This window comes from Cellulomonas denverensis, assembly GCF_012396125.1.
In the GTDB taxonomy this organism is placed as follows: domain Bacteria; phylum Actinomycetota; class Actinomycetes; order Actinomycetales; family Cellulomonadaceae; genus Cellulomonas; species Cellulomonas denverensis.
On the sequence record NZ_JAAXOX010000008.1, the window covers coordinates 1 to 14,493 of the forward strand.

Annotated in this window: 14 protein-coding genes; 10 read left to right on the top strand and 4 right to left on the bottom strand. The window is 72.3% G+C overall.

Going from position 1 to position 14,493, the window contains the following annotated elements; all coding sequences use genetic code 11:
- The first annotated feature begins 341 nt into the window (after nucleotides 1–341).
- Together HGA03_RS19420 and HGA03_RS13475 are read left to right on the top strand one after the other, a co-directional pair.
- On the top strand, nucleotides 342–467 hold the full coding sequence (locus HGA03_RS19420) for a hypothetical protein (protein ID WP_275407617.1): 126 nt from the start codon (nucleotides 342–344) through the stop codon (nucleotides 465–467).
- A 20-nt stretch (nucleotides 468–487) separates the two neighbouring features.
- The gene (locus tag HGA03_RS13475) at nucleotides 488–1,891 is read left to right on the top strand and encodes a helix-turn-helix domain-containing protein (RefSeq protein ID WP_239073739.1); all 1,404 of its coding nucleotides are present in this window, start codon (nucleotides 488–490) and stop codon (nucleotides 1,889–1,891) included.
- 158 nt (nucleotides 1,892–2,049) lie between these two features.
- Here the strand turns inward: HGA03_RS13475 and rpsT are convergent, their stop codons facing one another.
- Nucleotides 2,050–2,310, bottom strand: a complete 261-nt coding sequence (gene rpsT, locus HGA03_RS13480; protein WP_168630814.1) for a 30S ribosomal protein S20 — start codon at nucleotides 2,308–2,310, stop codon at nucleotides 2,050–2,052.
- A 190-nt stretch (nucleotides 2,311–2,500) separates the two neighbouring features.
- Nucleotides 2,501–3,379: a maleylpyruvate isomerase family mycothiol-dependent enzyme gene (locus tag HGA03_RS13485; protein ID WP_168630815.1), complete on the bottom strand. Its 879-nt coding sequence runs from the start codon at nucleotides 3,377–3,379 to the stop codon at nucleotides 2,501–2,503.
- A gap of 44 nt (nucleotides 3,380–3,423) precedes the next feature.
- Between HGA03_RS13485 and lepA the strand changes: the two genes are divergently transcribed.
- The 3 genes from lepA (at nucleotide 3,424) to HGA03_RS13500 (ending at nucleotide 7,150) form a co-directional block, all read left to right on the top strand.
- On the top strand, nucleotides 3,424–5,304 hold the full coding sequence (gene lepA, locus HGA03_RS13490) for a translation elongation factor 4 (RefSeq protein ID WP_275407616.1): 1,881 nt from the start codon (nucleotides 3,424–3,426) through the stop codon (nucleotides 5,302–5,304).
- Between the two features lie 13 nt (nucleotides 5,305–5,317).
- On the top strand, nucleotides 5,318–6,559 hold the full coding sequence (gene hemW, locus HGA03_RS13495) for a radical SAM family heme chaperone HemW (RefSeq protein ID WP_168630816.1): 1,242 nt from the start codon (nucleotides 5,318–5,320) through the stop codon (nucleotides 6,557–6,559).
- A gap of 144 nt (nucleotides 6,560–6,703) precedes the next feature.
- Entirely contained in the window at nucleotides 6,704–7,150 is a 447-nt protein-coding gene (locus tag HGA03_RS13500) for a hypothetical protein (RefSeq protein WP_168630817.1), read from the top strand.
- Between the two features lie 49 nt (nucleotides 7,151–7,199).
- On the opposite strand, the gene HGA03_RS13505 is transcribed toward HGA03_RS13500, so the two are convergent.
- Nucleotides 7,200–7,769, bottom strand: a complete 570-nt coding sequence (locus HGA03_RS13505; protein ID WP_345719373.1) for a DUF4870 domain-containing protein — start codon at nucleotides 7,767–7,769, stop codon at nucleotides 7,200–7,202.
- Between HGA03_RS13505 and HGA03_RS13510 the strand changes: the two genes are divergently transcribed.
- Nucleotides 7,768–8,928 (top strand): DUF2189 domain-containing protein, encoded by a 1,161-nt coding sequence (locus tag HGA03_RS13510; protein WP_168630819.1) that lies wholly within the window; start codon nucleotides 7,768–7,770, stop codon nucleotides 8,926–8,928. The two genes, HGA03_RS13505 and HGA03_RS13510, sit on opposite strands and share 2 nt — an antisense overlap.
- A 77-nt stretch (nucleotides 8,929–9,005) precedes the next feature.
- Here the strand turns inward: HGA03_RS13510 and HGA03_RS13515 are convergent, their stop codons facing one another.
- Complete coding sequence (locus HGA03_RS13515; RefSeq protein ID WP_239073734.1) at nucleotides 9,006–9,854, bottom strand: DUF3097 domain-containing protein; 849 nt, start codon at nucleotides 9,852–9,854, stop codon at nucleotides 9,006–9,008.
- 49 nt (nucleotides 9,855–9,903) lie between these two features.
- On the opposite strand from HGA03_RS13515, the gene HGA03_RS13520 reads away from it, so the two are divergent.
- Genes HGA03_RS13520 through HGA03_RS13535 form a run of 4 tightly spaced genes read left to right on the top strand, consistent with a single transcriptional unit; the run spans nucleotide 9,904 to nucleotide 14,416 of the window.
- The gene (locus HGA03_RS13520) at nucleotides 9,904–11,376 is read left to right on the top strand and encodes an MFS transporter (protein ID WP_239073733.1); all 1,473 of its coding nucleotides are present in this window, start codon (nucleotides 9,904–9,906) and stop codon (nucleotides 11,374–11,376) included.
- Between the two features lie 55 nt (nucleotides 11,377–11,431).
- Nucleotides 11,432–12,460 carry a heat-inducible transcriptional repressor HrcA gene (gene hrcA / locus HGA03_RS13525; RefSeq protein ID WP_168630821.1) on the top strand — a complete coding sequence of 343 codons (1,029 nt, stop codon included), beginning with the start codon at nucleotides 11,432–11,434 and terminating at the stop codon, nucleotides 12,458–12,460.
- 52 nt (nucleotides 12,461–12,512) lie between these two features.
- Nucleotides 12,513–13,643 (top strand): molecular chaperone DnaJ, encoded by a 1,131-nt coding sequence (gene dnaJ / locus HGA03_RS13530; protein ID WP_168630822.1) that lies wholly within the window; start codon nucleotides 12,513–12,515, stop codon nucleotides 13,641–13,643.
- Entirely contained in the window at nucleotides 13,643–14,416 is a 774-nt protein-coding gene (locus HGA03_RS13535) for a 16S rRNA (uracil(1498)-N(3))-methyltransferase (RefSeq protein ID WP_168630823.1), read from the top strand. Before dnaJ ends, HGA03_RS13535 begins: the two co-directional genes overlap by 1 nt.
- The last annotated feature ends 77 nt before the right edge of the window (nucleotides 14,417–14,493 follow it).

Below are 14,493 nucleotides of genomic sequence, written 5' to 3' on the forward strand. Positions count from 1 at the left end.
CTGGACCGGCACCTGGCCCGGCTGGCCCGCTCGGCCGACGCCCTCGGGCTGACCGTCGGCGACGTGCGCAGCGGGGTGGACGCGGTGCTCGGTCCCGGGATCGATCCGTGCGGGCCTGACGGGGCAGTGAACGGATGACGTGACACACAGTCGGCCCCTCGGTTGACCTCGGGAGGGTGAGCCGACCAGCGGTGTTGCGACCGGGCGCGTGACGCCCGGACTCCACCTTTCACCCGTTAAGGGGGGAATCGCCCAGGATTGTCCACGCGTTTGGCGTGTCTCGCTCGGCGTTGTCATGCTTCTCGTGACATCAGGTCAGCACTCACGTAAAGGACGCCCCCATGCGCCGCTCGCTCAAGATCATCGCCACTGCCGTCGTCGCCGTCACGCTGTCCGTCGGCGGTGCCAGCGCAGCCACTGCGGGTCCGATCGTTCCGATGGGGTTGTGCTGCCGCGTGGTGCAGTGACAGGACTGCCGCGGGTGGGTATGACGTCGCACACACGCGGGCCTGAATGGGTGAGGCTCTCGCTGCCGTCGTCTGTAACAGTTACCCTGACTCGCATGACGACTATTGGTGACCGCGTCCGCCAGGCGCGGGTTGCTGCCTCGCTGTCCCAGACGGCACTCGCGGGTGACAAGCTCTCGCCGAGCTATGTCTCGCTGATCGAGTCCGGTCGCCGGGACCCGACGGACAGTGCGCTGTCGATCCTCGCGGATCGGCTCGGCCTGACGGTGGAGTATCTCAAGTTCGGCGACGAAGGTCCCGCGGAGGCCCAGGCCCGGTTGGCGTTGGATTACGCCCAGCTCGACCTGGTATCCGGGGAGTTCGCGGCGGCGCGGGATCGCCTGGTCGAACTCGACCTGACGTCGGTCACCCGACCGGTGCAGATCAAGGCCCAGCTCACCCTGTCGAGTGCATACGAGAAGCTCGGCGATCTCGAGCAGTCGATCGCGATCCTGGAACCGCTGCTCAAGGACCTGCGCGCCCGTGGTGAGGCACTCGACCTCGCGACCACGGCGACCGCGCTGGTCGCTGACTACATCGAGAGCGGTGACCTCGGCCGCGCGACCGAGGTCGGTGAGGCGACGATGCTCGATCTTGAGGCTGCCGGTCTGGCCGGCACCGACGAGCACCTGCGTCTCGGCTCCACGCTGCTCTGGGCCAACCTGGCCCGGGGTGACCTGCTCTATGCCACCCAGCGGGCCGCCGAGCTGATCCGGGAAGCGGACCGGCTCGGTACGCCGCGCGGCCGTGGCTCGGTGTACTGGAACGCAGCCGTCGTCGCGGAGCAGCGGGGGGACTTCGCCCTGGCCAAGCGCTACACCGAGCGGGCGCTGGCTCTGCTCAACGACGGTGAGATCAGTCGTGACCTGCCTCGACTGCGGTCCAACTTCGCCTTCCTGCTGCTGCGGTGCGAACCGGCCGAGCCCGAGGCCGCACTCGAGCAGCTTGATCTCGCCGAGCCGGAGTTGAAGCTCCTCGGGTCCGAGGTGGACATGGCGCAGATCGACATCGAGCGGTCGCGGGCTCATCTGCTGCTCGGTGATCCGCACGAGGCGGTCGCGCACGCACGCGCCGGGCTGGAGCGTCTGGCGGGCCAGACCCGGTTGGAGAACGCGTCCGCGCAGGTCGCTCTGGGCGACGCGCTCTACGCCCTCGGCGACAAGGACGCCTCCGCCCGCGCCTACAGCTGGGCGGCCGAGATGCTCAGCATGATGACCGCATCCCGGCAGTCGGCGGCGGTGTGGCGTGATCTGGGCGACCGCTTCTACGGCAGCGGTGAGGTCGCCCGGGCAGCGGTGGCGTACGACCGTGCGCTGCGGGAAGCGGGCTACCCGGCGAACGTGCCCACGCCGGTCCGCGAGTTGTGGGCACAGTCGATCGGCTGACCGGCCGATCCTCCGGACTCGGGGGCGTCATCCTGCAGGGGGGATGACGCCCCCGAACCGTGTCCGGGGCCCACGCGATCAGCCGGACGTGTCCGGGCAGACGAGAGGGGCGCCATCCCGGCTGGGATGGCGCCCCTCTCGGCGTGACGGGGTTCGCGTCAGAGCGCGTGCACCGACTTGGCCAGCGCCGACTTCTTGTTGGCGGCCTGGTTGGCGTGGATGACGCCCTTCGACACGGCCTTGTCGAGCTTCTTCGAGGCGGCGTTCAGGGCGGTCGCGGCAGCGTCCTTGTCGCCACCGGCGACGGCCTCGCGCACGCGGCGGATGTACGTCTTGAGCTCGGACTTCACGGCCTTGTTGCGCAGCCGGGCCTTCTCGTTGGTACGGATCCGCTTGATCTGGGACTTGATGTTGGCCACGTTGTGGACTTCCTCTGGTGTTCGCCGAAGCGGTTGGACAGGTCGTAGAGGGCGCGTCCGACTCCGGGACTGGGGCGTGGGGACACCCGCGGAGAGGAATCGAACTAGTGCCCGCCGACCCGGGCGGACACGCGACTGACAAGACTACCAGGTGGACCGGCGTGGTCCCTAGCCGGTGCCCGGACGCCGATCAGGGGACGAGGGCGCGGTCCAGTGCGGCGAGGGCGGCGTCGCGGTCGCCGGTCAAGGTGAGGCCCGGGTCGTCCGGGGTGGTGCGCCGCCAGAGCAGCAGCGCCAGGCGGTCGGCCGGTCCGACCAGGGCGGCGACCGGGTTGGGCACACGGGCGCTGGAGGGTTCGTCTGCGCTGGAGGCCTCGTCGGCGTTGGAGAGTTCGCGGGCGCCGGAGGCCTCGCCGTCGTGCGAGGGCTTGCGGACGCTGGGGGCCCGACCGGTGGCCGGGACGGCGCGGGCGCCGGGGTCGGTGAGGTCGAGCACCCAGTGGTGGCCGGTGTCGGTGGCGTGCACGGCGACCGGGTGGGCGGCGGCGGTGATCCGGGCCAGGCGGAGCTGGCGGGGCGCCATGACGGTGATCACCTCGTCGACGCAGTCCGCCCAGAGCACCGGATCGGTGACCGGGTGCGGGCGGCCGGTGGCGGCGGCGAGGTCGGCGACGTGGACCAGGGTCTCGTGCAGCTGGCGGCGGTGCCAGAACGCTGCGGGGCCGGGGCCGTTCAGGGTGTACGCGGGGGCATCGGGCCCGAGGTGATCCAGGGTGCTGCGCAGCAGGGTGGCGCAGTCGCGGTAGAAGTCGCGCAGGGCGGCCGGGTCGTGGGGACCGGCCGTGTCGTCCTCGTCCAGGCCGTCGATCCAGGCGGCCATGCCGGCGGCCCAGCGGTGGATGTTCGCCAGGTGGCGGGCGAGGTCGGCAACGGTCCACGGGGCGCAGGCCGGGACGACGGCGCCGGGGTCGGCGTCGGCGAGCAGGTCGGCGAAGGCGGTCTGGGCGGTGCGCAGGGCGGGCAGCCAGGCGTCCGGGGCGAGCGGGGTGTGGTCTGCGCGGCCGGACATGGGACCATGGTGTCAGTCCACATCCCGTGAAGCCGAGAGTGACCGTGTCCCCGATTCCGACGCCTGCCCAGTCCCAGCGCATCGCGCCCGCCGCGACCTCGCCGGAGCTGCTGCGCAACTTCTGCATCATCGCGCACATCGACCACGGCAAGTCCACGCTCGCCGACCGGATGCTCCAGCTCACCGGGGTGGTCGAGGCGCGGGCGATGCGTGCGCAGTACCTGGACCGGATGGACATCGAGCGCGAGCGCGGCATCACGATCAAGTCCCAGGCGGTGCGGATGCCGTGGGCAGTGGAGGACACGCCGTACGCGCTGAACATGATCGACACCCCGGGGCACGTCGACTTCACCTACGAGGTGTCCCGGTCGCTGGCGGCCTGCGAGGGCGCGGTGCTGCTGGTCGACGCGGCGCAGGGCATCGAGGCGCAGACGCTGGCCAACCTGTACCTGGCGCTGGAGAACAACCTCCAGATCATCCCGGTGCTGAACAAGATCGACCTGCCGGCCGCCCAGCCGGAGAAGTACGCCGAGGAGCTCGCCAACCTGATCGGTGGCGACCCGGCGGACTGCCTGAAGGTGTCCGGCAAGACCGGTGAGGGTGTCGAGGCGCTGCTGGACCGGATCGTCGAGCTGGTGCCGGCGCCGGTCGGGAACGCCGACTCCGAGGCCCGGGCGATGATCTTCGACTCGGTGTACGACACCTACCGCGGCGTGGTCACCTATGTGCGGGTGGTCGACGGGGAGCTGAGCCCGCGCGAGCGGATCACGATGATGTCGACCAAGGCCTCGCACGAGTTGCTGGAGATCGGCGTGATCTCCCCGGAGCCGGTGCCGACCAAGGGGCTGGGCGTCGGCGAGGTGGGCTACCTGATCACCGGGGTGAAGGACGTCCGCCAGTCGAAGGTCGGCGACACGGTCACCAACCAGCACCGGCCGGCCGCCGAGCCGCTGGGTGGCTACTCCGACCCCAAGCCGATGGTGTTCTCCGGGCTGTACCCGATCGACGGGTCGGACTACCCGGCGCTGCGGGACGCCCTGGACAAGCTGAAGCTGAACGACGCGGCGCTGAACTACGAGCCGGAGACGTCGGTGGCGCTGGGCTTCGGGTTCCGAGTCGGCTTCCTCGGCCTGCTGCACCTGGAGATCATCCGGGAGCGCCTGGAGCGGGAGTTCGGGCTGGACCTGATCTCGACCGCGCCGAACGTGGTCTACGAGGTGACCATGGAGGACCGCACGGAGGTGCTGGTCACCAACCCGAGCGAGTTCCCGGGCGGCAAGATCCGCGAGGTCCGCGAGCCGGTGGTGAAGGCGACCATCCTGGCGCCGACCGAGTTCGTCGGCGCGATCATGGAGCTGTGCCAGTCGCGGCGCGGGGACATGCAGGGGATGGACTACCTGTCCGAGGACCGGGTCGAGATGCGTTACACGCTGCCGCTGGCGGAGATCGTCTTCGACTTCTTCGACCAGTTGAAGTCGAAGACCCGCGGCTACGCCTCGCTGGACTACGAGCCGATCGGCGACCAGGTCGCGGACCTGGTGAAGGTGGACATCCTGCTGCAGGGCGAGCAGGTCGACGCCTTCAGCGCAATCGTGCACAAGGACAAGGCCTACGCCTACGGGGTGATGATGGCCGGGAAGCTGAAGGACCTGATCCCGCGCCAGCAGTTCGAGGTGCCGATCCAGGCCGCGATCGGCTCCCGGATCATCGCCCGCGAGACGATCCGGGCGATGCGTAAGGACGTGCTGGCCAAGTGCTACGGCGGTGACATCACCCGGAAGCGCAAGCTGCTGGAGAAGCAGAAGGAGGGCAAGAAGCGGATGAAGACGATCGGCCGGGTCGACGTCCCGCAGGAGGCCTTCATCGCCGCACTGTCCTCCGACGCCGCTCCGGCCAAGGACGCGAAGGACGCCAAGAAGAAGTGACGGCGAGGCGCTGATGGCCCCTGCACTGCCCGAGGGCGATCCGGCACCCCGGGACGGCCGCCTGCCGGAGACGGTCCGGGAGGGTGCCGGCGACCGCGGCTTCGGGGTGTACCTGCACGTGCCGTTCTGCACGGTGCGCTGCGGCTACTGCGACTTCAACACCTACACCGCGACCGAGCTCGGCGGCGGTGCGAGCCAGTCGTCCTATGCGGACACCGCGCTGACCGAACTGGCGCTGGCCCGGCGGGTCGTCGCGGACGCGGGGCTGCCGGAGCGCCCGGTGCGGACCGTGTTCGTCGGTGGCGGCACCCCGACGGTGCTGCCCGCGCGGGATCTGGCCCGGATGCTGACCGGGGTGCGGGACGCCTGGGGACTGGCGGCGGACGCGGAGGTCACCACCGAGGCCAACCCGGACTCGGTGACGCCGCAGTCGCTGGCCGAGCTGGCGGCGGCGGGCTTCACCCGGGTGTCGTTCGGGATGCAGTCGGCGGTGCCGCGGGTGCTGGCCACCCTGGACCGCACCCACGACCCGCGACGGATCCCGGATGTGGTCCGCTGGGCGCGGGAGGCCGGTCTGGCGGTGTCCCTCGACCTGATCTACGGCACGCCGGGGGAGAGCCTGGACGACTGGCGGGCCAGTGTGGAGTCGGCGCTGGCGACCGGGGTGGACCACATCTCGGCCTATGCGCTGGTGATCGAGCCGGGCACCCGGATGGCGGTGCAGGTGCGGCGTGGTGACCTGCCGTTGCCGGAGGAGGACGACCAGGCCGCCAAGTACGAGCTGGCCGACGACCTGTTCACCGCGGCCGGGCTGACCTGGTACGAGGTGAGCAACTGGGCCCGGACGCCGCAGGACGCCTGCCGGCACAACCTGGCCTACTGGCGCGGCGACGACTGGTGGGGGATCGGGCCCGGGGCGCACAGCCACCTGGGCGGCGTGCGGTGGTGGAACGTCAAGCACCCACGCGCCTACGCCGACCGACTGGCCGACGGGTCGAGCCCCGCGGCCGGACGCGAGCTGATCGCACCGGACAGCGCGCAGTTGGAGCGGGTGATGCTGGGCGTGCGACTGCGGGAAGGGCTGCCGTTGTCGGCGCTGTCCCCGGCGGCGCGGACCCGGGTGGCGGCGCTGGTCGCCGATGGGCTGGTCGATCCGATGGCGGCGCTGGGCCGCGGGGTGGACCAGCAGCGGGTGGTGCTGACCCGGCGCGGGCGGTTGCTGGCCGACGCGGTGGTCCGCGACCTCACGGACTGAGCCGGCAGTTCACCGGCGACGCAGCGGCTCGGGTGACCCGGGCGGAACGGCCGGATAAGACTCGTTGACATGGCACGACGCTCTCCGGTGTGATCGGGTCCGGTCCCGGACCATCCGCCGTTCTGGATCGTCGGCGCGTTCGCGGTGGTCTATGCGGCGATCATGGTGTGGACGCTGCTGGTGCAGCTCTGGAGCACCCGGCTGGGCCTGGAGGTGACGGCGGGCCGGCCGGTCACCGTGAGGCGGTTCTTCAGCCTCCGGGGCCTGGGTCGTCCTGCCTGGGCCGCCGTGGTGGTCGGGCTGGCCACCGGGGTCGGCATGCTGCTGTGCTACCTGCCCGGCGTGGTGATCGCGGTGCTGACCATGTTCGTGCTGCCGCTGGTGATGGACCGCGGGCTGAGCCTGTCCGACGCGGTGTCGGAGAGTGCCCGGCTGGTCCGCGCCCACCTGGGCGGCAGCCTGCTGTTCGTCCTGGCTGCGGGCGGGATCCTGATGGTCGGATCGACGGCCGTGGTCGGCATCCTGGTCGCGGCACCGATCGCCGCGATCGTGCAGGGCTGCCTCTACCGCGAGGTCACCCGGCGGGGGTGAACCCCGACCCCGGTCGTCGCGCCGGACCCGCGGCGCGACGACCGGCCGATCACTTCACGAACCGGATGCACACCGGGTAGCGATACCAGGCGTACTGGTTCGCGGCGACGGCGGCCAGGATGCCGAGCACCAGAGAGCCGATGCCGATCAGGGCGAACAGCGGGCTGAGCAGGCCGAAGGTGATCGCGGTCAGGATGCCCGCGCCGACGTAGGCGATCAACACGGTGAGCGAGAAGTTCAGCGCCTCCTCGGCCTGGTCCTCCAGGTAGGGGCCGCGGCCGCGGAAGACCAGCCAGATGATCAGCGGCGCGACGAAGCTGAACAGGATCATGCCGACGTGGCTGAGTATCGCCCAGGTGCGCTCGTCCTGCGGCGTGAGTGGCGCGCCGGGGGGAGGACCACCGGCGGGCGGTCCGCCCCAGGGCTGTCCGGGCGGTGGAGGCTGGGTCATGAGTACTCCGTGGGGGGTGGTGGGCGGACGACGGTGCGGTGGCGGGAACGATCTCGGGCGACCCCTAGCCGACGCGCCCCACTCACCGATCGCTTGACACGGTTTGTCAGAGTTCGGTTCGCTGGCGCAGCCCGGGCGATCCGCGTCCGGAACGAGGAGGCCTGCCATGACCGACCCTACCGGCGCGACCCCGCCGCGGGACGACGACCCGAACTCCACCGGCCAGCAGCCCCCCGCAGGGCAGCCGACCGGTGAGCCCTGGGGGCAGCAGCCCGCCGGGGAGCCGGACGGCCAGCAGCCGCCCGCCGCGCCCGGCTACGGCGCCCCCGGCCAGCAGCCGCCCGCCGCCCCGCCCTACGGCGCCCCGGCCGGTGAGCCCTACGGTCAGCAGCCCCCGGCGGGCCAGCCCTACGGCGCCCCGGCCGGCCAGCCCTACGGTCAGCAGCCTCCGGCGGGCCAGCCCTACGGTGCTCCGGCCGGTGAGCCCTACGGTCAGCAGCCCCCCGCCGGCCAGCCCTACGGCCAGCAGCCCTACGGCGCTCCGGCGGGTCAGCCCTACGGCCAGCAGCCCTACGGCCAGCAGCCGCCGCCCGGCCAGCCCTACCCCGGCCAGCAGCCCTACGGCGCCCCGGCCGGTTACGGGCAGCCGTCGCCGACCGCCGCGATCAGCGAGGGCTTCACCTGGTCCTGGAACAAGTTCACCCAGAACGCTGGTCCGCTGATCGGTGGCCTGGCGGTGTACGGCGCCGGTCTGGTGGTGCTGGGCATCATCTTCTTCGCCATCACGATCGGTGCGGCCAGTGCCGCCTCCGACCCGTACAGCAGCTACGGCGCGGGCGCGGCCGGGGTGTCGCTGATCAGCACGCTGCTGTTCGTGGCCCTGGTGATGCTGTTCGCGGTCTTCGTCCAGGCCGGGCTGATCCGGGCGGTCACCGAGGTGATGCGGACCGGGCGGACCACCTTCGGCACGTTCTTCAAGTTCGAGCACTTCGGCACGGTCCTGCTCGCCGCCCTGCTGGTCGGGATCGGCAACGCGGTCGGTTCGCTGCTGCTGTACATCGGCGGGATCGTCTTCGCGTTCTTCGCGCAGTTCACGCTGTTCTACGTGATCGACAAGGGCCTGGGCGCGATCGACGCGATCAAGGCGAGCTTCCAGCTGGCGGCCCGCAACTTCGGCCCCGCCGCCCTGCTGTACCTGGTGGTGCTGGTCGCCTCGGCGGTCGGTGGCGCGCTGTGCGGCATCGGTGCGCTGGTCACCACGCCGCTGGCGATGCTGCTCACCGGCTTCGTGTTCCGCCGCCTGCATGGCGAGGGTGTCGCGGCCTGAGCCGTCGTCCCCGGTCCGAGCGCCGTCGTCCCACCCGGGGCGGCGGCGCTCGGTCGTTCAGGCGGTGACGACGTCGGTCACGCGGTGACGAAGTCGATCAGCTCCTCGACCCGGCCCAGCAGGGACGGCTCCAGGTCGGCATAGCTGCGCACGCTGCCCAGGATCCGCTGCCAGGCCCGTGCCACGTCGGCCTGCTCGTCGGCGGGCCAGCCGAGCTCGCGCAGGATGCCGCGCTTCCACTCGGTGCCGCGCTCGATCACCGGCCAGCGGTCCAGGCCGATCCGCTGCGGGCGCACCGCCTGCCAGACGTCCACATAGGGGTGGCCGAGCACCAGGACGGTGCCGGGCCGGACGGTGCGCAGCGCCTGGTCGGCGATCCGCTGTTCCTTGGACCCGGGCACCAGGTGGTCGACCAGCACGCCGACCTTGCGCTCGGCGGTGGGGGCGAAGTCGCGCAGCGCCTCGGCCAGGTTGTCCACCCCCTGCAACAGCTCGACCACGACGCCCTCGGCGCGCAGGTCGTCGCCCCAGACCTTCTCGACCAGCTCGGCGTCGTGTTTGCCCTCGACCCAGATCCGCGATCCGCGGGCCACCCGGGCGCGCTGGTCCGGGGCCGCCAGCGAGCCGGAGGCGGTCCGCTTCGGACCGGTGGGGGCGGTCGGGCGGTGGGGCACCAGCTCCACCGGCTTGCCGTCGATCCAGAACCCGGGGCCCAGCCGGAAGGTGCGGGTCCGGCCGCGGCGGTCCTCCAGGACCACGACGTGTTCGCCGCCGGACTTCTCCACCCGGGTGATCGCCCCGACCCAGCCGGTGGTGACCTCCTCGACCACGAGTCCGCGCTCGGCCGGGACCGGGAGGGACGCCGGCCGCCGGTGCGCGGAGCGGGAGCCGGAGGACAGGACGTCGGGGCCGTAACGGTCGTTCACGTCCGGCAGCGTAGGTGTGGAAGTCACGGTGCCGTGGTAAGACACGTCGGTGACATCCCCCGCCGCCCCCGTCCCTGATCCGAACCGCTGGCGAGCCCTGGGGGTGTGCCTGGCGATCGGGTTCATCACCATGCTCGACGTCTCGATCGTCAACGTCGCGCTGCCGTCGATCGAGAAGAGCCTGCAGGCCTCGGCCAGCCAGCTGCAGCTGATCGTGGCCGGGTACACCCTGGCCTTCGGGCTGGTGCTGGTGCCGGCCGGACGGCTCGGCGATGCGCGGGGCCGGCGACGGCTGTTCCTGATCGGCCTGGTGGGCTTCGCGTTGACCAGCCTGGGTGCCGGGTTCGCCCCCTCGGACGAGGTGCTGGCGGTGCTGCGGCTGTTGCAGGGCGCCAGCGCCGGGATGCTGAACCCGCAGGTGGTCGGCACGATCCAGCAGCTGTTCTCCGGGTACGAGCGGGGGCGGGCCTTCGGCTACTTCGGCGCGACGATCGGGGTGTCCACCGCGATCGGTCCGCTGCTTGGCGGGTTGATCATCCAGGCGTTCGGCGCGGAGACCGGCTGGCGGTGGGTGTTCTTCGTCAACGTGCCGGTGGTGGCGGTGGTGCTGCCGCTGGCGATGCGCTGGCTGCCGCGGACGGCGGCCCGGCCGCGCGGTGCCGGTGGGGCGGTCGGGGCGAGCGGCCGGCCCCGGTTGGACGTACCCGGGCTGGTGCTGATCGCACTGGCGGCGACCGCGGTGATGCTGCCGTTCGTCACCACCACCGGCAAGGGGGACGACCCGGCCCGGTGGTGGTGGTTGGCGGTCGGACTGGTGATCGCGGTGGCCACGGTGCTCTGGGAGCGGCGATACCAGCGCCGGACCGGAGCGGCGGTGCTGGACCCGCGGGTGATCGGCGATCCGGCGTTCCGCAACGGCGCGCTGCTGGGGATGGCGTACTTCGCCGGGTTCACCTCGGTGTTCCTGGTGGTGACGATCTACTTGCAGCAGGTCGCCGGGTACACGCCGTTGCAGGCCGGGCTGGTCGGGATGCCGTTCGCGATCGGGTCGGCGATCGCGGCCCAGCGGTCCGGGAAGCTGGTCGCGCGGCACGGCCGCCGGCTGGTGGTGATCGGGCTGGTGCTGGTGCTGGCAGGCCTGGCCGGGACCGACCTGGTGATCCGGGTGGTCGACCCGCCCGCGGTGGCCTGGGCAGTGGCCGCGACCCAGATGGTCGCCGGGGTGGGTTCCGGGCTGGTGATCTCGCCGAACCAGACCCTGACGCTTGCGAACGTGCCGGTGGAGCGGGCCGGGGTCGCCGGGTCGATGCTGCAGGTCGGCCAGCGGATCGGATCGGCGCTCGGGGTTGCGGTGGCGCTGTCCACCTTCTACTCGGGGCTGTCCGCCGGGATCGGTGGCGGCCAGGCGGCGGGCCGGGCGCTGATGATCACGGTGGCGCTGGTGGCCGTGGCACTGGTGGTGGGGGTGGTCGACCTGGTGGCCCGCCGCCGGGACCAGGAACGCTCGGGAGCCGGGGCGTAGGATTGGCACTCGGTATCCGAGAGTGCTACCCGACGGCCCGATCAGGAGGTGGACCATGGCGGAGGATCGCCGGCTGGACGTGCTGCGCGCGATCGTCGAGGACTACGTCTCCACCAAGGAGCCGGTCGGCTCGCGCGCGCTGGTCGAGCGGCACGCGCTGGGGGTCTCCCCGGCCACGATCCGCAACGACATGGCGGCGCTGGAGGAGGCCGGGCTGATCGTCCAGCCGCACACCTCGGCCGGCCGGGTGCCCACCGACAAGGGTTACCGGCTGTTCGTGGACCGGCTGGCGACCATCAAGCCGCTGTCCTCCCCGGAGCGCCGGGCGATCGAGACCTTCATGCAGGACGCGGTCGACCTGGACGACGTGGTGGACCGGGCGGTGCGCCTGCTCGCCCAGCTCACCCACCAGGTGGCCGTGGTGCAGTACCCCTCTCTGCGCCGCACCGCGCTGCGGCACGTGGAGCTGGTGCCGGTGTCCGACCGGCACCTGCTGGTGGTGATCATCACCGAGCACGGCCGGGTCGAGCAGCGCACGCTGGAGCTGGCCGACCAGCTGGACCTGGCGACCGTGGCCCGGCTGCGGATGCTGCTGAACGTCGCCGCCACCGGTCGCCGGCTGTCCGAGCTGGACGCCGCCCTGGCCGGGGTCGCGGACGAGGTGGAGCCGGAGGCGAACGCCCTGCTGCGCGCCGTCGTCGGGGTGATCGAGGACACCCTGGCGGGGGAGAGCGAGGAGCGGGTGGTGGTGGCCGGCACCGCCAACCTGGTCCGCGGCAACACCGACGTGGCCCGCAGCCTGAGCCCGGTGCTGGAGGCGCTGGAGGAGCAGGTCGTGCTGCTGCGCCTGTTGAGCGACGCTGCCGAGGACGAGGAGGTGTCGGTGCGGATCGGCCGGGAGACCCGGCACGAGGGTCTGGTCGAGGCCAGCCTGGTCAGTTCCGGCTACGGCACCGATCCGGACGGCGGCGGCACCGCGGTCGCCCGGCTGGCCTCCCTGGGCCCGCTCCGGATGGACTATCCCGGCACGATCGCCTCCGTGCGTGCCGTCGCCCGCTACCTGTCGCGCATCCTGGCCCAGTGAGCCGGGGACGCCACCCGAGCCCGACCATCCCTGATCGAGGAAAACACCCCCAGTGAACGATTACTACCAGGTCCTGGGCGTCCCGCGGGACGCCTCCCCGGAGCAGATCAAGAAGGCCTACCGCCGTCTGGCCCGCGAGCTGCACCCGGACGTGGCGGGCTCCGACGCCGCCTCGGAGGAACGGTTCAAGGACGTCCAGCGGGCCTACGAGGTGCTGTCCAACCCGGACAAGCGCCAGATGTACGACCTGGGCCAGGACCCGACCGCGCCCGGCGGCGGCGCCGGCCAGGGCGGTGGCTTCGGCTTCCAGGACATCTTCGAGACCTTCTTCGGCGCGGCGGCAGGCGGTGGGCAGCGCGGGCCGATCCCGCGGGCCCGTCGTGGCCAGGACGCGCTGATCCGGCTGGACATCGACCTGGCGGAGGCCACCTTCGGTACCCATCGCCAGGTGCCGATCGACACCGCGGTGGTCTGCCCGACCTGTGCGGGGACCTGCTGCCGTCCGGGCACCTCGCCGCGCACCTGTGAGGTCTGCGGCGGCCAGGGCACGGTGCAGCGGGTGGCGCGGTCGTTCCTCGGCCAGGTCATGACCACCCAGCCCTGTGCGGCCTGCCACGGCTTCGGCACCGTGATCCCCGAGCCCTGCACCGAGTGCGCGGGGGAGGGCCGGGTCCGCTCCCGCCGCACGCTGGAGGTCGACGTCCCCGCGGGCGTGGACACCGGCACCCGGATCAAGCTCACCGCCCAGGGCGAGGTCGGCCCCGCCGGCGGCCCGGCCGGTGACATCTACCTGGAGGTGCGTGAGCGCCGGCACGAGACCTTCCTGCGCGAGGGCGACGACCTGCACTGCACGCTGCAGGTGCCGATGACCGCCGCCGCACTGGGCACGGTGCTCACCCTGGAGACCCTGGACGGCCCGAAGGAGGTCGACCTGCGCCCCGGCACCCAGCCGCAGCAGGTGGTCACCCTGAAGAACCTGGGTGTCGGTCACCTGCACGCCGGCGGCCGCGGCGACCTGCACGTGCACGTCGACGTCCAGGTGCCGACCGGGTTGGACGAGGAGCAGGCCGCCCTGCTGCGCCAGCTGTCCACCCTGCGGGGTGAGGAGCGGCCGGAGGCCCGGTTGCAGGCGGCCAGCAGTGGGGTGTTCGCCAAGCTGCGCGACAAGCTCGCGGGTCGCTGATGACCGCGCCGGTCTTCGTGACCGACCCGGGCCTGCTCACCGGCTACGACCACGGCGACCTGTTCCTGCTGCACGGCGCCGAGGGCCGGCATGCCGGGGTGGTGCAGCGCCGGGCGGTGGGCGAGCAGATCGACGTGGTGGACGGCGCCGGGGTCCGGCTGGTCGGCGACATCGAGTCGGTCGGGCCCGAGGGCGTGCAGCTGCGGGTGCGGCGCCGGGTCGAGGAACCGACGACCTGGCCGCACCTGGTGCTGGTGCAGGCGCTGGCCAAGGGCGACCGGGACGAGATGGCGATCGAGGCGGCGACCGAGGTCGGCGTCGACACGGTGATCCCCTGGCAGGCCGAGCGGTCGATCGTGATCTGGCGCGGCGACCGGGCCGCCAAGTCCCGGGCCCGCTGGCTGGCCACCGTGCGCGCCGCGGCCAAGCAGTCCCGCCGGGCGTGGGTGCCGCAGGTCGAGCAGGCGGTGGACCGCAAGGCGCTGGTCGCGCGCACCGAGCAGGTGGTGGCCGCCGGTGGTGCGGTGCTGGTGCTGCACGAGGAGGCGATGCTCCCGTTGTCCGCCGCCCGGGCCGAGCTGCCCGCGGAGGGGACCGAGGCCGAGGTGCTGGTGGTGGTCGGGCCGGAGGGTGGCATCTCCGACCAGGAGACCGCCGCGCTGGTCGCCGCCGGTGCCCGGACGGTGCGGCTCGGCCCGCACGTGCTGCGCACCTCGACCGCCGGGACCGTGGCGTTGAGCCTGCTGGCCGCGGGGCTGGGGCGCTGGGACTGAGCCCGCTCCCGGTGTTCCGAGCCACCGGCCCGCGGGCCGGGCGCCGGGGTCGAGCCGTCGCCCGGCCCGCCCCGGCG

Bases quoted from the DNA above. Each gene is read 5' to 3' on its own strand.
- HGA03_RS19420 (WP_275407617.1), top strand. From the start codon at position 342: ATGCGCCGCTCGCTCAAGATCATCGCCACTGCCGTCGTCGCCGTCACG.
- HGA03_RS13475 (WP_239073739.1), top strand. From the start codon at position 488: ATGACGTCGCACACACGCGGGCCTGAATGGGTGAGGCTCTCGCTGCCG.
- HGA03_RS13485 (WP_168630815.1), bottom strand. From the start codon at position 3,379: ATGTCCGGCCGCGCAGACCACACCCCGCTCGCCCCGGACGCCTGGCTG.
- hemW (WP_168630816.1), top strand. From the start codon at position 5,318: ATGGCCCCTGCACTGCCCGAGGGCGATCCGGCACCCCGGGACGGCCGC.
- HGA03_RS13510 (WP_168630819.1), top strand. From the start codon at position 7,768: ATGACCGACCCTACCGGCGCGACCCCGCCGCGGGACGACGACCCGAAC.
- HGA03_RS13505 (WP_345719373.1), bottom strand. From the start codon at position 7,769: ATGGCAGGCCTCCTCGTTCCGGACGCGGATCGCCCGGGCTGCGCCAGC.
- hrcA (WP_168630821.1), top strand. From the start codon at position 11,432: ATGGCGGAGGATCGCCGGCTGGACGTGCTGCGCGCGATCGTCGAGGAC.
- HGA03_RS13535 (WP_168630823.1), top strand. From the start codon at position 13,643: ATGACCGCGCCGGTCTTCGTGACCGACCCGGGCCTGCTCACCGGCTAC.